Origin of the sequence: Oxalicibacterium flavum (assembly GCF_014635065.1) — a bacterium.
In the GTDB taxonomy this organism is placed as follows: domain Bacteria; phylum Pseudomonadota; class Gammaproteobacteria; order Burkholderiales; family Burkholderiaceae_D; genus Oxalicibacterium; species Oxalicibacterium flavum.
Window position 1 is genome coordinate 234711 of record NZ_BMCG01000001.1, and the last position, 19864, is coordinate 254574.

General features: G+C 63.3%; 19 protein-coding genes. 15 read left to right on the top strand and 4 right to left on the bottom strand.

Annotated elements, in window-relative coordinates:
- The first annotated feature begins 106 nt into the window (after positions 1 to 106).
- From IEV38_RS01075 to IEV38_RS01100, 6 genes are all read left to right on the top strand, one after another.
- A complete protein-coding gene (locus IEV38_RS01075) occupies positions 107 to 1477 on the top strand; it encodes an NAD(P)/FAD-dependent oxidoreductase (protein ID WP_188394319.1) in 1371 nt (456 codons plus the stop codon).
- A gap of 358 nt (positions 1478 to 1835) precedes the next feature.
- Positions 1836 to 3038: a cation:proton antiporter gene (locus IEV38_RS01080; protein WP_188394320.1), complete on the top strand. Its 1203-nt coding sequence runs from the start codon at positions 1836 to 1838 to the stop codon at positions 3036 to 3038.
- A gap of 14 nt (positions 3039 to 3052) precedes the next feature.
- Positions 3053 to 4165 carry a YbdK family carboxylate-amine ligase gene (locus IEV38_RS01085; RefSeq protein ID WP_188394321.1) on the top strand — a complete coding sequence of 371 codons (1113 nt, stop codon included), beginning with the start codon at positions 3053 to 3055 and terminating at the stop codon, positions 4163 to 4165.
- Between the two features lie 244 nt (positions 4166 to 4409).
- On the top strand, positions 4410 to 5516 hold the full coding sequence (locus tag IEV38_RS01090; RefSeq protein WP_188394322.1) for a sigma-54 interaction domain-containing protein: 1107 nt from the start codon (positions 4410 to 4412) through the stop codon (positions 5514 to 5516).
- 32 nt (positions 5517 to 5548) lie between these two features.
- A complete protein-coding gene (locus IEV38_RS01095; RefSeq protein ID WP_188394323.1) occupies positions 5549 to 6181 on the top strand; it encodes a response regulator in 633 nt (210 codons plus the stop codon).
- Between the two features lie 48 nt (positions 6182 to 6229).
- Positions 6230 to 6664 (top strand): response regulator, encoded by a 435-nt coding sequence (locus tag IEV38_RS01100; RefSeq protein ID WP_188394324.1) that lies wholly within the window; start codon positions 6230 to 6232, stop codon positions 6662 to 6664.
- Positions 6665 to 6728: 64 nt separating this feature from the next.
- Here IEV38_RS01100 and IEV38_RS01105 read toward each other — a convergent pair whose 3' ends face one another.
- Positions 6729 to 8768, bottom strand: a complete 2040-nt coding sequence (locus IEV38_RS01105; RefSeq protein WP_188394325.1) for a PAS domain-containing sensor histidine kinase — start codon at positions 8766 to 8768, stop codon at positions 6729 to 6731.
- Positions 8769 to 8908: 140 nt separating this feature from the next.
- Between IEV38_RS01105 and IEV38_RS01110 the strand changes: the two genes are divergently transcribed.
- The 4 genes from IEV38_RS01110 to IEV38_RS01125 all read left to right on the top strand — a co-directional run bounded on the left by IEV38_RS01110 (position 8909) and on the right by IEV38_RS01125 (position 10742).
- Positions 8909 to 9157 (top strand): hypothetical protein, encoded by a 249-nt coding sequence (locus IEV38_RS01110; RefSeq protein ID WP_188394326.1) that lies wholly within the window; start codon positions 8909 to 8911, stop codon positions 9155 to 9157.
- A gap of 414 nt (positions 9158 to 9571) precedes the next feature.
- Positions 9572 to 9790 (top strand): CsbD family protein, encoded by a 219-nt coding sequence (locus IEV38_RS01115; RefSeq protein WP_188394327.1) that lies wholly within the window; start codon positions 9572 to 9574, stop codon positions 9788 to 9790.
- A gap of 50 nt (positions 9791 to 9840) precedes the next feature.
- A complete protein-coding gene (locus IEV38_RS01120; protein WP_188394328.1) occupies positions 9841 to 10389 on the top strand; it encodes a hypothetical protein in 549 nt (182 codons plus the stop codon).
- Positions 10390 to 10472: 83 nt separating this feature from the next.
- Positions 10473 to 10742, top strand: coding sequence for a GlsB/YeaQ/YmgE family stress response membrane protein (locus tag IEV38_RS01125; protein ID WP_188394329.1), 270 nt, complete (start codon positions 10473 to 10475; stop codon positions 10740 to 10742).
- Between the two features lie 28 nt (positions 10743 to 10770).
- On the opposite strand, the gene fumC is transcribed toward IEV38_RS01125, so the two are convergent.
- Complete coding sequence (gene fumC, locus IEV38_RS01130; RefSeq protein WP_188394775.1) at positions 10771 to 12156, bottom strand: class II fumarate hydratase; 1386 nt, start codon at positions 12154 to 12156, stop codon at positions 10771 to 10773.
- A 285-nt stretch (positions 12157 to 12441) separates the two neighbouring features.
- Here fumC and IEV38_RS01135 point away from each other — a divergent pair, with 285 nt between their 5' ends.
- The 5 genes from IEV38_RS01135 to IEV38_RS01155 are packed head-to-tail and all read left to right on the top strand — an operon-like array spanning position 12442 to position 17412.
- Complete coding sequence (locus IEV38_RS01135) at positions 12442 to 13434, top strand: aliphatic sulfonate ABC transporter substrate-binding protein (RefSeq protein ID WP_188394330.1); 993 nt, start codon at positions 12442 to 12444, stop codon at positions 13432 to 13434.
- Between the two features lie 30 nt (positions 13435 to 13464).
- Entirely contained in the window at positions 13465 to 14346 is an 882-nt protein-coding gene (locus IEV38_RS01140; protein ID WP_188394331.1) for an ABC transporter permease, read from the top strand.
- A 7-nt stretch (positions 14347 to 14353) separates the two neighbouring features.
- A complete protein-coding gene (locus IEV38_RS01145; protein ID WP_188394332.1) occupies positions 14354 to 15088 on the top strand; it encodes an ABC transporter ATP-binding protein in 735 nt (244 codons plus the stop codon).
- Between the two features lie 47 nt (positions 15089 to 15135).
- The gene (locus IEV38_RS01150; RefSeq protein WP_188394333.1) at positions 15136 to 16092 is read left to right on the top strand and encodes an aliphatic sulfonate ABC transporter substrate-binding protein; all 957 of its coding nucleotides are present in this window, start codon (positions 15136 to 15138) and stop codon (positions 16090 to 16092) included.
- Between the two features lie 60 nt (positions 16093 to 16152).
- Positions 16153 to 17412: an acyl-CoA dehydrogenase family protein gene (locus IEV38_RS01155; RefSeq protein WP_188394334.1), complete on the top strand. Its 1260-nt coding sequence runs from the start codon at positions 16153 to 16155 to the stop codon at positions 17410 to 17412.
- Between the two features lie 12 nt (positions 17413 to 17424).
- On the opposite strand, the gene opgC is transcribed toward IEV38_RS01155, so the two are convergent.
- Both opgC and IEV38_RS01165 read right to left on the bottom strand, forming a co-directional pair.
- A complete protein-coding gene (gene opgC / locus IEV38_RS01160) occupies positions 17425 to 18537 on the bottom strand; it encodes an OpgC domain-containing protein (protein WP_188394335.1) in 1113 nt (370 codons plus the stop codon).
- Between the two features lie 118 nt (positions 18538 to 18655).
- A complete protein-coding gene (locus IEV38_RS01165) occupies positions 18656 to 19861 on the bottom strand; it encodes an MFS transporter (protein WP_188394336.1) in 1206 nt (401 codons plus the stop codon).
- Between the last annotated feature and the right edge of the window lie 3 nt (positions 19862 to 19864).

The window sequence follows — 19864 nt, forward strand, 5'->3', positions numbered from 1 at the left end:
GCGCAAGCCGACACGGAACGAAGTCGGCCGCTCCCCTCTCTAAAAGCCGGACGGCCATTCGCGGCGCCACTGTCGCACAGGGCCACCCAATCATCGAGGGAACACTATGTCGCCGGACAACAAACCGCATCAAACCCGTGGCGCTGCCAGCACGCTTCATCGCATCGTGATCGTCGGCGGCGGCGCTGGCGGGCTCGAACTGGCTACCGCGCTCGGCAATCGCCTGGGTACGCGCAAGGATGCAAGCGGCGGCGTGCACGTGACGCTGGTCGACCGCAATTCGATCCATATCTGGAAACCGCTGCTGCACGAAGTCGCGGCCGGCAGCATGGATGCCAATACCCATCAGCTCGAATATGCGGCACAGGCGCGCTGGCACCGCTTCGTGTTCCAGCAGGGAGAACTGCTCGGGCTCGACCGCGTGCGCAAGAGCATCACGGTCGGCCCCATGATCGACGAGAACGGCGAGGAACTGATCCCGCAGCGCGAGATCGGCTACGACACGCTGGTGCTGGCGATTGGCAGCGTCACCAATTTCTTCAACGTGCCGGGCGCGACACAGCACGCGATCGCGCTCGATGCGCTGGACCAGGCCGAACATTTCCGGCGCCGCATGATCAGCCTGTGCATGCGCGCCGACCGCGGCATGACGAGCAATTCGGAGCGCAGCGATCCCAAGCTCCACATCGCCATCATCGGCGGCGGTGCCACCGGCGTCGAACTGGCGGCCGAACTGCGCAACACGGCCGAGGTGCTGGGCGCCTACGGCCTGCATCACCTCGATCCGCATCACGACATCCGCATCTCGGTCATCGAGGCCGCGCCGCGCATCCTGTCGGCGCTGCCGGAGCCGGTTTCGGCCAAGACCACTGCCCTGCTGCGCAAGCTCGATATCGATGTGCATACGGACGCCAAGGTGGCCGAGGTGCGCGCCGACGCGGTGGTGTTCGACAACGGCGACAGCATGCCGGCCGACCTCACGGTATGGGCGGCCGGCATCCGCGCGCCGCAGGTGCTGAGCGAACTGGGCCTGCCGGTCAACCGGCTGGGGCAGCTGGTGGTACGACAGACCCTGCAGACCGAAATCGATCCGGACATCTTCGCCTTCGGCGACTGCGCCTCGTGTCCGTGGCCGGAGAAGAACAGCACCGTGCCGCCGCGTGCGCAGGCCGCGCATCAGCAAGCCGATTTTCTGTTCGATGCGATCCGGCGGCGGCTGGCGGGACAGGAGCTGAAGACGTATTCCTATCGCGATCTCGGCTCGCTGGTCTCGCTGGGCCGCTTCGATGCGGTCGGCAACCTGATGGGGCCGCTGATCGGCAGCACGCTGTTCATCGAAGGCATCCTGGCGCGCCTGCTGTACATCTCGCTGTACCGCATGCACGTGATCGCGCTGCACGGCTGGCTGCGTACCGCTGCCGATTCGCTCGGCCAGTGGCTGCAGCGCAAGACCTCGCCGCGTGTGAAGTTGCATTGACGGCATCAAGCCGCCAATGCAGGGAGAACCGGAATTTTCCTCTATAATCGGCACCCCGGCTGTTCACCGCCGGATTCAGAAGAACTGCTGCACCGATTCGCCGGCTGCAGCCGACTTGCCGGAACGGACTTGTTACCGGACCGTTTTTCGCGTCGTTGAACACGATGCATATCTGCACCGCCGGCCACGGACACGGTGGATTGCAACAAGGCAAGCAGTCAGACCAGCATGACGGGCAACCAAGACCATCGTGGCGGCAAGAACCGCCCGACTCGCAGCGTGTCGAAAAAGCAGAACAATCCGCCTGCGTAGCGTGCCCTTGCCGGCCTGACCGCTTTTATCAATTGCCGGGATATTTATGACGCCACACAGTTTTTTTCCGGCGCTGCCAGAAGCGCTGAACGTGCTGACCGCGACCGGGTTGATCCTGATTGCGGGCCTGCTGGGCGCGCATCTGATGCGCCGCGTGTTTCCGCAGGTGCCGGCCATCACCGGCTATGTGCTGACGGGCCTGCTGATCGGGCCGTCGGTACTGAACCTGATCGATGCCTCGCTGCTGGCCGAGATGGACCTGTTCGTCGATCTGGCGCTGGGACTGGTGCTGTTCGAACTGGGCCGGCGCATCGACTACCAGTGGCTGCTGCGCGAGCGCGGCCTGCTGATCACCGGCCTTGCGCTCGGCACCGCGACCTTCTTCGCGCTGTTTTTCCTGCTGACCTGGTTCGGCGTGAGCAAACTGGTTGCCACCATGGTCGCTGCGCTCGGCATGGCGACCTCGCCGGCCGTCATTCTCAACGTGGTGCGCGAGGTCAGGGCAGAAGGCCAGCTGACCGAACGCATGCTGCACATCGTGGTGATCGGCAATGCAATGGGCTTCGTCGCCTTCACGGTCGGCCTGATCGCGGTGCACGTGGAATACCAGGCCGGCTGGCAAAGCTATCTGCTGCATCCGCTCTACCTGCTGCTGGGCTCGGCCCTGCTCGGCTGGGTCATGAGCCGGCTGCTGGTGTGGATCGGCCATTACCTCGGACGCGACGTGCAGGCGCGCACCATCCTCGCGCTGGCACTGATCGCGGCCACGGTCGGCATTGCCTTCATGCTGAATCTGTCGGCGCTGATCGCGCTACTGCTGTTCGGCATCGCCAGCCGCCGCACCGATGCGCGCCATACGGTGGTCGAGACCGATCTGAGCCCGTTCAGCGGCGTGCTCTACGTCGCCCTGTTCGTGTTCGCCGGCGCACGCCTCGAACTGTCGCACCTGCTGATGCTGTGGCCGGCAGCACTGGCCTTCATCGCGCTGCGCGTGGCCATCATGCTCGGCATCACGACCGGCATGGCGCGCATCAACGGCATGAGCGCGCGCAAGGGTGCGCTGCTCGGCGTGAGCCTGATTCCGCTGTCCGGCTTCAACATCATCATGGTGCAGCATGCGGTCGGCTACTATCCGCAGTTCGGCGCGCAGCTGAGCGCGCTGGTGGTCTCGATTCTCGTGATCCTCGAACTGCTGGGACCGATCTGCACACGCTACGCGCTGGTAGCCTCCGGCGAAGCCAGGAACTGACCCAAGGACCCTCCATGCTGGAATTCAACAACTCGACGCCGCTCACCATGGGCATCGAACTCGAACTGCAGATCGTCAACCGGCGCGACTACAACCTGACGCGCGGCTCCGACGACCTGCTCGAGATCATCAACAAGGTGGACCACGGCTACGACATCAAGCCCGAGATCACCGAGAGCATGATCGAGATCGCGACCTCGGTGCACACCGATCACCACGCGATGCTGGCCGAGCTGGTCGAGATGCGCAAGCTGCTGGTGGCGGCCGCCGACAAGCTCAATCTCGGCCTGGCCGGCGGCGGCGCGCATCCGTTCCAGCACTGGGAAGACCAGCGCATCTACCCGACCGACCGCTACCGCCTGGTGTCCGACCTGTACGGCTACCTGGCCAAGCAGTTCACGGTCTATGGCCAGCACATCCATATCGGTTGTCCGAGCGGCGACGAGGCAATGCGCCTGTCGCACCTGCTGGCGCGCACGATCCCGCACTTCATCACGCTGTCGGCCTCGTCGCCGTTCTATCAGGGCGTCGATACCACCTTCCAGTCGTCGCGGCTGACCAGCATCAACGCTTTTCCACTCAGTGGCACGATGCCGTTCCTGACGGACTGGGAAAGCTTCAATACCTATTTCGACAAGATGTCGCGGCTGGGCATCGTCGCCAGCATGAAGGACTTCTACTGGGACCTGCGCCCCAAGCCCGAATACGGCACGGTCGAGATCCGCGTCTGCGACACGCCGCTGACGATCGAAACCGCGGTCGCGCTCGGCGCCTACGCGCAGACGCTGGCCAAGCACTTCCTCGACCACCGCGAACTGCAGCCGGTGCAGGATACCTATCTGACCTATTCCTACAACCGTTTCCAGGCCTGCCGCTTCGGTCTCAACGGCGCCCTGATCAATCCGATCGCCGGCACCCAATCGTCGATCCAGGAAGACATCCTGCAGACCTTCGACCTGATTGCCGATTCCGCCGAGGCGCTCGGCACGGCCGATGCCATCACCCTGCTGCGCAACCGCATCCGCGATCTGCAGAGCGATGCGACCTGGTTGCGCGCCAGCTACGAAAAGAGCGGTTCGCTGTCGGACGTAGTGCGCCAGCAAAGCACGATCTGGATGGGACGCTAGCCTGCCAGTGCGCGTGTTGACATCGGCCAATCACTGCGGCTGGCATCTTGCCTTGACACATCCATCGATCACTTGATCCGGCCATTACCGGCACGGCTCACCAACGCCTGACACATACCGTCGAAGCATCCATGTCGGCGTAATCCCACAAAAGAATCGGAAAAGCGCCGATTCTTCTCCGTCGCCAAAGTGCGGACAATGGCCCCTGTAAAAAATGCACGCTGTATTAACACAGGAGATACCCATGTCGAACGGATTGAATGCCTGCAGCAAGGTCATCGGCCTGCCGATGCCGGACAGGCAGCCGCTGCACGATGCAGCCGCGAACGACATGCCGGAGAAAAGACTGCTTCGCTGCGGCAACCTGTATGGCGCTTCCTCGCCCATGCAGCACCTGTTCAGCATGATCGGCAAGGTCGCTCCCACGCATGCCAATGTCCTCATCGTCGGCGAAAGCGGCACCGGCAAGGAGCTGGTTGCCAGCGTGATTCACCAGATGAGTCGGGACAAGGATCAGCCTTTCGTCGCCCTCAACTGCGGCGCCATCTCGCCGCAGTTGATCGAAGCCGAACTGTTCGGTCACGAGCGCGGCAGCTTTACCGGCGCCGTGCGCATGCAGAAGGGCTGCTTCGAACGCGCCAACGGCGGCACCCTGTTTCTCGATGAAGTGACCGAGATGTCGCTCGACATGCAGGTCAAACTGCTGCGCGTGCTGGAAACCAACCGGTTTTACCGCATCGGCGCCGACGAGGAAACCGAGGTCAAGGTACGCGTGGTGGCCGCCACCAACCGCGATCCGGCCGAGGCGGTCGCGGCCGGCGTATTGCGCAGCGATCTCTATTACCGGCTCGCGGTTTTCCCGATCGGCATGCCCGCCTTGCGCGAACGCGGCGAGGATATCGGCCTGCTGGCCCATCTGTTCCTGCGCCAGCTCAACGAGGAAGAAGGCAGCCACAAGACCTTCTCGCGTGCCTCGCTGCGCCTGATCAATGCCTATCCGTGGCCGGGCAATGTGCGCGAACTCAAGAATGCGGTGCATCGCGCCTTCATCATGGCGGATCGCGAACTCGATATCGCACCCGCCATCGGCCCGCTCAAGCCGGTACCGCCGGTGGTCGAACAGAATGCCGACAGCGTGACCGTGCCGCTCGGCTGCAAGCTGGCCGACGCCGAGCAGCAGCTGATCTGCGCCACTCTCGACCACTGCGGCGGCAACAAGACACTGACCGCCGAGGTATTGGGTGTCAGTCTGAAAACCCTATACAATCGATTGAACGAATACCAATCGAAGCTGTTCCTGCAGAATGCCATCGTGCCGGCGCGCTCGTATGGCGTGCAGGCACGCAATTAGCCTCTGCATGAATTCATACCCTTGCCAAGACAATGATAAAAATTCTGGTAGTCGATGATCACGCCGTAGTACGGGCTGGCGTGCAGCATTTCATTTCCCAGGTCCCCGACATGAAAATCGAGGGGGAAGCCGGGACCGCCCAGGAAGCCATTCGCATGATCCGCTCGCAGGACTACGACATCGTCCTGCTCGACATCAACATGCCCGACAAGAGCGGAGTCGAGGTGCTCAAGCAGATCAAGCGCGAGAAACCCGACCTGCCGGTGCTGATCCTGAGCATGCATCCGGAAAGCCGCTACGCGGTGCAGATCCTGCGCAGCGGCGCCAGCGGCTACGTGCAGAAGGAGGCGCTGGCCGACGAACTGGTCAACGCGATCCAGACCATCCTGCGCGGCCACAAGTACATCAGTCACGCGGTGGCCGAACTGCTGACGACCGAGCTCGACACCAATACCGAAAAGCCGCTGCACGAAACCCTGTCCAAGCGCGAGTACGAGATCTTCTACAAGCTCTGCCAGGGCCACGGCGTGACCAAGATTGCCGAAGACCTCTGCCTCAGCGTCAAGACGGTGAGCACCTACCGCGCGCGCGTGCTGCAGAAGATGAACATGGAAAACAATGCCGGCATCATCTATTACGCGATCAAACAGAATCTGATCGACTGAGGCGATCAAGGAACTACACCAGGAACAGACGCCTTTCGGCATACAGCTATGAACGACACGATCAACAACGACAAGACGCACTGCGACCTGCCTCTGCGCGTCTTTCTGGTGGAAGACTCCGAAGAAATCCGCGAGTTGATGGTGGAGAACATGGAAATGATCGAGGGCCTGAAGGTGACCGGCGTCGCCGAGTCCGAGGAAGAGGCGCTGGCGCAGATTCAGGCGATGCCGTTCGACATCCTGATCGTCGACATCCAGCTCAAGAAGGGCAACGGCATCAATCTGCTGCGCAACATCGCCGACGACAAGAAGTTTTCGGACACCCTGAAGATCATCTGCAGCAACAACGCCAGCGAAGTGTTCCGCCGCGTCGGCCGCCAGTACGGCGTCAACCACTTCTACGACAAGACATCCGAATTTCCGCAGCTGTTCGCGCTGCTGCAGGAGACCGTCTCGCGCCAGGAGTGCCGCGGCCGCGCCTGAGGCCATTGGCCATGCACGACATGGCCCTCTCCCTTCATCTTCCTGCCTCTCGATATTTCCCGACCTAGGTTTCCGCCGATACCGGGCCGGTGGCGCTGTCCGCATCGCCATTCGCAGTCACCGCTTCTTCCCCTTCCCCGCGCAAGTTGAGCGGCGTCTTCGGGATCGTCGCGCTGATCACGGTGCCGCCTCCCTTCGCATTGACGATGCGGACCGAACCGCCAAGATAGGTGGCGCGCTCGCGCATGCCGCGCAGGCCGTGCGTCATCACATCCGTCAGGCGATCCGGTGCGATGCCGATGCCGTCGTCGCGGATGGTCAGCACGATCTCATCGTCGGTATCGTCCAGGATCACATCCACGTGCGATGCCTGTGCATGCTTGGCGATATTGTTGAGCGACTCCTGCACCATGCGGAACAGCGCGATATCGACGCGCGGCGCGTAGGCCAGCGCATCGTCCGGCAGGCTTGCATTGCAGTGGATGCCCGAATACTTCTCGAACTCCAGCGCCTGCTCCGCGATCGCCACCTTGATGCCGAACACGTCGAGCTTGTCGGGCCGCAGGCCATTCTGGATGCGCCGCGTGGCGCCCGTGATCGAGGTCAGCAGCGTGCGGATCTTGGCCGCGCGATCGGTAAACTTCGGTTCTTCCGGCAACTGCTGGAACAGCAGCGACAGATGCATGTTGAGTGCGGTCAGCGCCGAGCCCAGGTCGTCGTGCAGTTCGCGCGCGATCGCCTTCTTCTCTTCCTCGCGCGTGGTTTCGAGGTGGCCGATCAGTTCGCTGACCTCGGCGGTGCGCGAGGCCACCAGCGCCTCGAGCTGCGTTTCGTGCGCCTTCAGCGTATCTTCCATGCGCTTGCGTTCGGTAATGTCGGTGCTGATGCCGACCAGCCCCATGATCTCGCCGCGCGCATTGAGCCACGGCGCCTTGGTCGAATGCAGCGTGCGCACACCGCGCGGGAAATGCGTGGTGGTCTCGAATACCTTGGCCTCGCCGCTCGCGATCACAAGCTGGTCTTCCCTTGCCACGCGCTCGGCATCGAGCGGATCGATATACAAGTCCTGGCTGCGGAAACCGAGCACCTCTTCGCTGCTCTTGTCGAGCAGGCGCAGCTTGGCCGGATTGGCGAAGATGATGCGCCCCGTGACATCCTTGACGAAGATCGCGTCGGGCGTGCTGTCGCTCACCGCGCGCAGCAGCGCATTGCTCTCGGCCAGCGCTGCCTCGCCCTGCTGACGGCCTTCGTACTCGCGGTTGAGCAGGCTGGCGGTGCGGCAGAACATGATGAACAGCAGCGAACTGGCGAGCAGGATCAGCAGCGGCGAGGTCTTGTCGGCCTGGTAGAAACCGTACTCAACGCCCCACTTGACGGCAAAGTCCAGGATCACCAGCAGCAGCAGGCTGTTGGGCAGCAGGCGGCGCAGCAACGGACCGCCCGGCGACTTGCTGTTCCACAGGCTCATGATGCGGTGCGTGGGCCGCGCCGCGAGGATGCCGAGCGCCAGGATCACGAAGGAAATCGAGGTGATCGGCGTCACTTCTTGCGGGCCGTTGCTGGTGGCGAACGAAATGACGTGATAGAAGTGCCCGATCAGCGGTACGCCCATGATGCCGCCGAGAACGATGGCACTGTATTCGGCCGGATAGTGATTGCCCGGCGTACGGTAATCGATGAACAGCAGGCAACTGCCCGCCAGCACGAAGCCCGCGGCCGACAGCGGCATGATGTCGTAGGCGTGCAGCGACGCCTGCATGCCCGCCATCACGTAGTCGTCACCGAGCTCGATATTGAAGAGTTGGCGCAGCAGCGCCAGCACGCCCGCCGCAATCACCGCCACCGAGAAAATGGATGCCAGCATCGCTGCCGCCGTTTTCATGATGCGGCTGGGGAAGCGCAAGGACCGCAGCGCCAGCGCCATGCTGACAAACACGAACACCAGCCCGGTATGCGCCGGCATGGGCACGAAGTCGGCTACCCGAAAATCGAGTATCCAGTAATTCTGCTGGCCGTTGACGATGGCGATCAACCCCACCAGTGCGAGAAAGCAGGCCGACAGCAGGGGCGCGGGCAACGCGCGATATCCGATGAATCGGAACATGAAAAACTCCGGGTTGAGCTCAATCGCCGTGCCTGTTCAATGCAGTGCGCGACGACTTCTGGTACGCACATGCAGCGGTGGCAGGGCGGCATTCAGGGGAACGGTCCGATCGGCCCTATTCTGCACTTTTTGGCACGGCGATGCATCTGATTCTGCCGTCATTTTTCCACGCCAGAACCGGATACGACCGCACATTCGCAACGACACTTCCACTCAGAAAAAGAATCGTCCGCATGGTTCCATCCGCCCCAAACGAAAAGCCCGCATCAGCGGGCTTTTCTTCATGCGACTTCGGTGAATCAGAAAATAAGATAGATGAGCACCAGGACAAAGGCGGGAACGCCGAGCAGCCACGCAATAAAGTATTTACCCATCTGGATTCTCCTTGAAATTTCACTGATCGCCCCGCGTGCGGAACGACGGCAGAACGCCTGTGCACCCGCATGATCGTAACAGCGGCAAAACGTCCGCTCGTATAGGCCGACTACTGATCAGGATGTAGGAAAGCAAGTAAATGCCGGCGGGAAAACATGGCAGGCCGACACCGCTTTTTCGAGCGGCATCGAATCCGGAAACCCACCGCCGGAACCTTCCACTGCACCGACCGGCGCCCTCTCCTTGTCTTTCATCGGCTCTCCGCTTTTCTCACATGTAGCGTTTGCAATCCTTGCTGGAATATTTACACAAAAACAAGAACAAAAATATAAGTCATTGATTTTTAAAAGAAAAAAATCTGGCACAGGGATTGCCTAGAAGGATGCAGGCACTTTGCCGCATTCAAAAAACGCTTGAAGGAGAATCGTATGAACTGGGACGTTATCGAAGGCAACTGGAAGCAACTCAAAGGCAACGTCAAGGAACAATGGGGCAAACTCACCGACGACCATCTGGACGTCATTGCCGGCAAACGCGATCAGCTCGCCGGCAAGATCCAGGAAGCTTACGGCGTCAGCAAGGACGAAGCCGAAAAGCAGATCAAGGACTTCGAAGACCGCAATCGCGACGATCCGCGTTATCGCTAATCCCTGTTCACCAACACACGTTCATTCACATCAAAAAAAGGAAAACCATCATGAAAAAAACGCTCTCCATGCTCATCATCGCTTCCGCCAGCTTCGGCTTCATGGCTTCGTCGCACGCAGACACCGCCACCAAGACCACCAAGGCCGAATACGACGCCGTGAAGGATCGCGCGGATGCCGATCACAAGGCAGCCAAGAAAGCCTGCGACAGCCACAGCGGCAACGCCAAGGATATCTGCGAAGCCGAAGCCAAGGTCGCGCACACCAAGACCGTAGCCGAGGCTGAAGCCGCCTACAAAGGCACGCCCAAGGCCACCGAAAAAGCACACAAGGATGTGGCCGATGCCGAATACAAGCTGGCCAAGGAAAAATGCGATGACCTGAGCGGCAACGCCAAGGACGTCTGCGAGAAGGAAGCCAAGGCTACCCATGAAGCAGCCGTAGCCGACGCCAAGGCCGGCAAGAAAATCACCGATGCCAAGCAGGATGCCGCCAAGGACAAGCGCGACGCCGAAGTGAAGGCTGAAAAGGAAAAATGCGACGCGCTCTCCGGTGAAGAGAAATCGCGCTGCATCGGCGCCGCCAACGCCAAGCGCTGATCGGACCTGACGCATGAGAAAGCCCTGGCTGCGCGCCGGGGCTTTTTTCGAAATGCAACCAATGACCACATGAAGAGGCTGCCATGACCCTGCTCTTCTGTATTGCCACCGGCCTGATCGTCAGCGGCCTGCTGGCCTTCCTGACCGCCAGCGACGGCACCGCGCTGATCCTCGACCTGACTGCCGGCATTTCCGGTGCCGTGCTCGGCGGCTGGCTGCTCGGCCCCGTGTTCGAAGCCGCGCCTGCCGCGGTACGCCTGTTCGACGAAGGCGATGTGTTCTGCGCCGTCGGCGGCGCGTTGATGCTGCTGGCCGTGACCCACCTGCTGCAGGCGCGCGACCGCGCAGGCTGAAACTTCCTGCCGCGCCGCCCGACGGGCTTCAGCCCGGATGGATCATGTCGCGCGGCTGCACCCAGCGGTCGAAGTCCTCGGCGCTGACCCAGCCCGAGGCGATCGCGGTTTCCTTCAGATTGCCCCCTTCCTTGTGCGCGGTCTTCGCGATCTGCGCCGCCTTGTCGTAGCCGATGTGCGGCGCCAGCGCCGTCACCAGCATCAGCGAACGCTCCATCAGATCGGCAATGCGCGCGCGATTGGCGACGATGCCGCGCGCGCAATGCTCGTCGAAACTGCGGATGCCATCCGTCAGCAGCCGTGCGCTCTGCAGGAAGTTGTGCGCCAGCAGCGGCTTGAAGACGTTGAGCTCGAAGTTGCCCGAGGCGCCGCCGAGATTCAGCGCCACGTCGTTGCCGAACACTTGGCAGCACAGCATGGTGACGGCCTCGCTCTGGGTCGGATTGACCTTGCCCGGCATGATCGAGCTGCCCGGTTCGTTTTCCGGAATCGACAGTTCGCCCAGCCCGGAACGCGGGCCTGACGCCAGCCAGCGCACGTCGTTGGCGATCTTCATCATGGCCGCTGCCAGCGTCTTCAGGCCACCGTGCACGGCCACCAGCCCGTCATGCGCGGCCAGTGCCGCGAACTTGTTGTCGGCGCTGCGGAACGGCACGCCGGTACGGCCTTCCAGTTCCTGCGCCACGCGCGCACCGAATTCCGGATGCGTGTTCAGACCGGTGCCCACAGCGGTGCCGCCAACCGCGAGCTCGTGCAGCGACGGCAGCAGCGCGACGATGACCTTCTCCGCGTGATCGAGCTGGGCCACGTGGCCCGAGAACTCCTGCCCCAGCGTCAGCGGCGTGGCGTCCTGCAGATGGGTGCGGCCGATCTTGACGATGTCGGCGAACTCTGCGGCCTTGGCATCCAGCGTCGCGCGCAGGCCGCGCAATGCCGGCAGCAGTTTTTCGACCGCCAGTGCAGCCGCCACGTAGATCGCGGTCGGGAAGATATCGTTGGATGACTGCCCGAGGTTGACCTGGTCGTTCGGATGGATCAGGCGCTGCTCGCCGCGCTCGCCGCCCAGCAGCTCGGAGCCGCGATTGGCGAGCACCTCGTTCATGTTCATGTTGCTCTGCGTGCCCGAACCGGTCTGCCAGATCGCCAGCGGGAATTCGTCCGGGTGGCGGCCGACGATCACCTCATCGGCCGCCTGCACGATGGCGTCGGCCTTCTTCGCGTCGAGCTTGCCGAGTTCCTTGTTGACCAGCGCCGCGGCGCGCTTGACCTCTGCCAGCGCGGTGATCAGCTCGGGCGGCATGCGCTCGGTGGAGATGTGGAAGTGATGCAGCGAGCGCTGCGTCTGCGCGCCCCACAGGCGCGCGGCATCGACGTCGATGGGGCCGAAGGTATCGCGTTCGATACGGGTGGTCATCATGGGTCTCCTTGGAATGAAGTGGAAGCATGAAACATCCGGGGCTCCTTCCGCAATGAAGCCCCTGCCGCAGCCGTGGTTATTGCCGTGCCGCGATCTGCGTTTTTCACATGAGCATATACCGCAAACGACTTATGCGAAAAACGCACAAGCATGCGCGAAGAGATTCGTTCCTTTGCACAAGGCGAATCGCTACCCTTTCCTCCTCGCGTCGCAATGACGTCTCCAGCCGCTTTTTCATGACAGGCGGGCTCGCGCAAAAACAAGCAAAGGCACAGAACAAAAATGGATCGCAGAACATTCGTCAAGCACTCTTCCTTCCTGACCATCGCCGGCCTCGCCGGCACGCTGCCGCTGCGCGGCCATGCGGCCGCCGCGCCGCAGGAAGTCCGGCTCGACTACGCCTACTATTCGCCGACCAGCCTGGTGCTGAAGAAGTTCGGCTGGCTCGAGGAAGCGCTGAAGCCGTCCGGTATCGGCGTCAAATGGACGCTGTCGCAAGGCAGCAATCGCGCACTCGAATACCTGAGCGCCAACAGCATCGACTTCGGCAGCACCGCCGGCCTGGCCGCCGTGCTGTCGCGCGCCAACGGCAATCCGATCAAGAGCGTCTATGTCTATTCGCGTCCCGAGTGGACCGCGCTGCTGGTCGGCAAGGATTCGCCGATCAAGTCGGTCAGGGAACTCAAGGGCAAGAAGGTCGCCGCCACCAAGGGCACCGATCCCTACCTGTTCCTGCTGCGCGCATTGCAGGTGCATGGTCTGCGCAAGAACGACGTCGAGATCGTCCATCTCCAGCATCCGGACGGCCGCGCGGCGCTAGAAAGCGGCCGCGTTGACGCCTGGGCCGGACTCGATCCGCACATGGCTGCCAGCGAACTGCAGGCCAATTCGCGCCTGCTGTACCGCAACGTGAACTTCAATACCTACGGCTTCCTCAACGTGACGGAAAGCTTTGCCAATAAATATCCGGAACAGGTCCGACAGGTGATTGCCGCCTACGAGCGCGCGCGCCTGTGGGTACTCGCCAATCCGAAGGAAGCCTCGCAGATTCAGGCCGAGGAAGCCAAGATTTCGCTGGCGGTCGCCAAGGTGCAGCTCAATCGCACCGACTTCTCCAACCCGGTCATCGGCCGCGAGCATCGCGATGCGCTGCAGGCAGCCGCGCCGATTCTGCTGCAGGAAGACCTCGTCAAGCGCGGCACCGACGTCAACAAGGTGGTGGCCGATCTTATCGATACGCGCTTCGTGCAGGGCATCGCCGTCAAGGCTGCCTGACGCAACCCCATCCTTCCCGCAGGAGTGTCCATGACCCGCAGCCAGTCCGCCTCGCTTTCTCCGTTTGCCGATGCACACGCGGCCGAGCCAGCCAGTCGCACGCCCGCCGTTTCTGCTGCAGCAAAACCGCTGCCGGCCAGGGCCGGCAGGCAACGCCTCGGCTTGCTGGGCTGGATACTGCCGCTCGCCGCACTCGGCTTTGTCGAGGTCGCCGCGCGCCTGGGCTGGATAGAGGCGCGCCTGCTGCCGCCACCTTCGGAGATCGTGCAGACGCTGTCGGCACTGGCCGACCAGGGCCTGTGGAGTCACGTCGGCGCCAGCAGCGCGCGCGTGCTGGCCGGCTACGGCATCGGTGCCGCGCTGGCCGTGCTGTTCGGCCTCGTGGTCGGTCTGAGCCGCCATGCCGAAGCCTTCTTCGAACCGACCTTCCAGGCCCTGCGCGCGATCCCGAGCCTGGCCTGGGTGCCGCTGCTGCTGCTCTGGTTCGGCATCGACGAGACGCCCAAGGTGATCCTGATCGCCATCGGCGCCTTCTTCCCGATCTATCTGGGACTGGTCTCCGGCATCCGCAACGTGGACCGCAAGCTGGTCGAGCTCGGCGAGATGTACGGCCTGTCGGCGCTCGCGCTGGCGCGCCGCATCGTGCTGCCGGCCGCGCTGCCGAGCCTGTTCACCGGCTTGCGCAACGGCCTGTCGCTGGCATGGATGTTCCTGGTCGCGGCCGAACTGATCGCCGCCACGCGCGGCATCGGCTACCTGCTGACCGACGGTCGCGAGACCAGCCGTCCCGACGTGGTGCTGGCCGCGATCCTGCTGCTGGCCGTGCTCGGCAAGCTCAGCGACAGCCTGCTCAAGTGGCTCGAAGTGCGCAAACTCGCCTGGTCCGATTCGCTCGCCACGCGCGCCGCCTGAGGAACACATGACCGCCCTGCTCGATCTCCATATCCGCGACAAGCGCTTCGACCAGCGCGTCGTGCTGCATGACGTCTCGCTGTCGCTGAACGCCGGCGAAGTGGTGAGCCTGGTCGGCAAGTCCGGCTGCGGCAAGAGCACGCTGCTGCGCCTGATCGCCGGACTCGACCGCCGCTTCGACGGCCGCATCGCGCTCGACGGCCAGCCGCTGGCGGGCGTATCGCCGCACATCGGCCTGATCTTTCAGGAACCGCGCCTGCTGCCATGGCTGACGGTGGCCGACAACGTCGGCTTCAATCGCGACAGCCACGGCGCGGCCAATGCCGATCCGCGCATTCGCAGCCTGCTGCAGGAAGTCGGCCTGCTCGATGCCATCGACGCGCTGCCCAAGCAGCTGTCGGGCGGCATGGCGCAGCGTGCGGCGATCGCGCGCGGCCTGTTCAACCAGCCGCGCCTGCTGCTGCTCGACGAACCGTTCTCGGCGGTTGACGCCTTCACCCGCATGCGGCTGCAGAACCTGCTGCTGGCGCTGGCGGCGCAGCACGGCTTCGCGGTGCTGCTGGTCACGCACGACATCGACGAGGCCGCCTATCTGAGCGACCGCGTGCTGGTCATGGGCCAGGGCGAGATCACCGACGACCTGCACGTAGCGACCGCGCGCCCGCGCAGCCGTCACGACGATGCACTGGCGCGCACACGCGACCGCATTCTCGACGCGCTCGAAGCGATACACGCGATCTGAACCGCCGAGCCACACACGACATCCATCATTTTCACAAGGGAGAACACATGAAGACCAAGCTCAACCTGCGCCGCACCCTGCTGTCGCTGCTGGCCCTCGCACCGCTCGCACTGAGCACCAGCGCGCATGCGCAGAAGGCACCGGACACCGTGCGCATCGGCTATCAGAAATCATCGACGCTGATCACCGTGCTCAAGACGCGCGCCACGCTGGAACAGAAACTCGGCGCGCTCGGCGTCAAGGTGACCTGGCATGAATTCGCAAGCGGCCTGCCGCTGCTCGAGGCGCTCAATGTCGGCGCGGTCGATGTCTCGGCCGACGTCGCCGACACGGTCCCGATCTTCGCCCAGGCCGCCGGTGCGCAGCTGACCTTCATCGCGCAGGAAGCGCCGTCGCCGACCGCGCAGGCGATCGTGGTGAAGGCCGATTCGCCGATCAAGACCGTGGCCGATCTGCGCGGCAAGCGCATCGGCTTCGCCAAGGCAGCCGGCGCGCACTACCTCTTGATCGCCGCGCTCGAGAAAGCCGGTCTTTCGCTCAAGGACGTGCAGCAGGCCTATCTGGCACCGGCCGACGGCCGCGCCGCCTTCGAGCGCAATTCGATCGATGCCTGGGTGATCTGGGACCCGTTCCTGTCGGCCGTCGAGCGCCAGTCCAAGGTGCGCGTGCTGGCTGACGGCACTGATCTGGCGAGCTACCAGCGCTACTACCTGGCCTCCACGCCGTTCGCCAAGGCGCGTCCTGACGTGATCAAGACCATCGTCGATTCGCTGCAGGAAACCGGCAAATGGGTCAAGCAGTCGCCACAGGAAGCCGCCGCCCTGCTGGCACCGGTCTGGGGTCTGGACGCCGCCACCGTCGAACAGGCCAATGGCCGCCGCAGCTATGCGGTGCGCAGCGCGCAACCCGACAATATCCTCGAACAGCAGAAGATCGCCGATGCCTTCTTCGCTGCCGGCCTGCTGCCGAAGAAAGTCGATGCCACCAACGTGCCGTTGTTCTGACGCTGCTCTGAACACTGCCGCCGCAACACCTGATTCAACGCAGAAAGGATTGAAGCCGTCATGGGCCAACTACTGAAACTCGGCGAGCCGCCACAAGCGGACGCCGTCATCACACCGGCACACCTGGTGCAACGCGACTTCGGCCCATGGACCGAGGCGGTGGAAAAGACTGCCGCCGCACTCGCGGCCACCACCGTCGAACGCGACCGCCAGGGCGGCACCGCATGGACTGAGCGCCAGGTGCTGCGCGACAGCGGCCTGCTCAAGCTGGCCGTGCCCGCCGCCTTCGGCGGTCCCGAAGTGCCATGGCCGACGATCTATCGGATCATCCGCCGCTTCGCCGAAGCAGACAGCTCGCTCGCACATCTGTTCGGCTTCCAGCATCTGCAGGTCGCCAGCGTCAACCTGTTCGGCAATCCCGAGCAGAAGGCGCTCTATCTGGGCAAGACCGTCAGCGAAAATTGGTTCTGGGGCAATGCCACCAACGGTCTCGACAATCGCACCACGCTGACCTGGCGCGAAGCCGACGGCGACGATCCCGCGCATTTCGAACTCAACGGCATCAAGTCCTTCTGCTCGGGCGCGACGGGTTCCGACATGCTCAACGTGACGGCGCCGCGCTCGGCCGATCCGGCGGATCGCGTGTTCATCTCGATCCCGACCGACCGTGCCGGCGTTGCCGTGCTCAACGACTGGGACAACCTCGGCCAGCGCCAGACCGACAGCGGTTCGGTCACCTTCGACAAGGTGCACGTCGAACCGAACGAAGTGCTGGGTCCGCCGGGCACCGCCGGCACACCGCGCGCCACGTTGCGCACGCTGGTGTCGCAACTGATCCTGATCGAAATCTATATCGGCAACGCGCAAAGTGCGCTGCTCAACGCCTGGCACTACACGCACGAGCAAGGCCGCCCATGGTTCACCTCGGGCGTCAAGCGCGCCATCGACGATCCATTCACGCAACAGCACTACGGCGACCTGCGCATTGCGCTGCGCGGCGCGATCGCGCTGGCCGAAGCGGCGGCGCGCGATCTGCAGCAGGCATGGGAACGTGGCGATGCATTGACGGCGGAAGAGCGCGGGGTATTGGCCGTCTCCATCTACGAAGCCAAGATCGCGGCGGCGCGTGCGGCGCTCGACATCACCGCCAGGATCTTCGAGGTCATGGGCGCGCGCGCCACGGCCGCCAGGTATGGCTTCGACCGCTTCTGGCGCAACGTGCGCGTGCATACGCTGCACGACTCGCTCGACTACAAGCTCAAGGATGTAGGTCAGTGGGTATTGAGCGGCGAAGTGCCGACGCCATCCATCTATTCGTGAACGGCGGCAGCGTTAGCGGCGCTTGACGCCAAGCGCCACGCGCGCCGACAGATAGAGCGCATACAGCCCACCCGCCAGCAGCAGCATGTCCTGCCAGTCAGGACGGTCGTCGAGGTTCTCGCCGAGGATCGCCAGCGTCAGCAGCACCAGGATCAGGTGCACGCAGAACACCGGCAGCGAGGCCGCGCCCATCGATTCGAACATCTTCAGGCGCGGCAGCGCGGCACGGATGCGTTCGCCGTAATGCATGACGACGATCAGCATCGCGAAGAAATTCAGCAGCCGCATCGGCCCCAGGAACCATTTGTCCTGCAGCGAATTGATGAATTCGTTGCCGGGAACGGGCACCTGGCCGACGATGTGGCGCCATGCAAAGAACGCCAGCACCAGCGCCAGCGACGACAGCACCAGCGGCTGCGGGAACGGCTTGCGGTCGCGCAATGCGCCCTTGGCATCCATGCTGCCCAGCCACAGGCCGAATACCCACAGGAATTGCCAGGCATAGGTTTCGAACGCGCCGGTTTCCTTGAACGGTACGCTCAGGCCGGTCGCCGCCACCAGCAGCGTATAGAGTCCTTCCGACAGGTGGAACTGCGCCGCCAGCCACAACAGCCCGCTGACGATGAAGATGCCGCGCCAGCCGTGCTGCAACCCGTGCGACAGGATGAAGGGACTGACCAGCAGCAGCACCACGTACAGCGGCAGGATGTCGAGCAGCGGCGGGTTGTAGATCAGGGCCATTCCCGACAGCAGGCCGGTCAGCGGATTATTGAGATAGAAGCCGATCAGGTTGGTCAGGCCCGGCTGGCCGAACTTGAGGCCAAGCGCGGCGATCAGCGTGAACAGCAGCAGCAGGCAGGCGACGTGGCAGCCATAGACCTTCAGCGCACGGATCAGGAAGGCCTGGCGCATGGCCGGAATGCCGTTGCGATCGGCCTTGCGCGTGTTGATCATGCCGGCCATGAAGGCCGACAGCATGACGAAGCCTTCGGCTGCGGAAACGAAACCGAAGGGTTGTCCCAGACCAATGCTGTAACGGGTGGGAAGATGGGTCGCAAACATCAGGACCAGCATCAGGCCGCGCAGAGCGTCGAGCTCCCAGCGGCGACGGACTATATCGTTCATCGTGAAAATGGACTGCGCCGACCATGCCGACAGGGTGAAACGGAAACGCGCATTCAAACGGGGAGAACAGGCGATGACCAAAGTGGACTGCTCGATTCCCCGGAAGTTCCCCGCTATGTCAACCCCCTGTCCTGCCCAGGCAATGGTCGTACCACAACGCAAGTCCCGTCAGCAATGCCAGCACCACGCCCGTCACGCAGATGGCGGCCCAGCCGCCCAGGTTCCATGCCAGCGAACCCATGGCCGACCCCAGCGCGGCGCCGATGAAATACACGGTCATATAGACCGCATTGATGCGGGCGCGCGCCTCCGGCATCAACGCATAGACGATCTGCTGATTGCTGAGGTGCAAACCCTGCAGTCCCAGATCGATGACCAGCAGCCCGATCAGAAACCATACCAGGCTGCTTTCTCCCAGCCACAGGCAACCCCAGCTGACGAACAGCAGCAACACGCATGCCACACTGGTCTCGTGCGCCCAGCCTCGGTCGCCCAGCCGCCCCGCCGCATTTGCCATCAACGCGCCGGCCACGCCGATCAGACCCACCAGCCCGATCTGCATGTCGTTCAAGCCGTACTGCGGACCGGACAGCAGCAGCGCCATTGTCGAAAACAGCGCACTGACCGAAGCGAACGCCAGCGCGCTGATCAGCGAGCGGCTGCGCAGACGCGGCAGGTCGCGGATCAGCGTGCCCATCGACAGCAGGATAGGCAAATAGCCGAGCTGCACCGGGTTGCGCGAACGCGGCAGGATGCGCCACAGTGCCAGCGCCACCAGCAGCATGATGACGCCGGATACGCGATAGACCGTATGCCATCCCGCAATCTCGGACAGCACACCCGCCACGCTGCGCGCAGCCAGGATGCCGATCAACAGTCCGCTCATCACGATACCCACGGCACGACCGCTGCGTGACGGTTCCGACAGCGTCGCCGCCATCGGCACCAGAATCTGCGCTGCCACCGAAAACAGGCCGGCGATCACGATGCCCGCAAACAGGAGACTGATATTGCTGGTGAAACCGCTGATGAAATGACCGATGGCAGCCAGCACCATCAGGCCCACCACCAGCCCGCGCCGCTCGAACTTGTCGCCCAGCGGCACCAGGAACAGCAGACCGCAGCCATAGGCAGCCTGCGCCACCGTCACGGTCAGTGCCGCCGTCGCGTCGCTGACCGAGAAGGCGGCCGCGATCGAATGCAGCAGCGGCTGGTTGAAGTAGTTGCCGCCCGCGCACAGGCCGCAGGCGATCGCCATCAGCAGCAGGGCCGAAGCCGGCAGTCCGGTGGCGGTTGGTTGGTTTGCAGAAGGGGAAGAAGACATGCT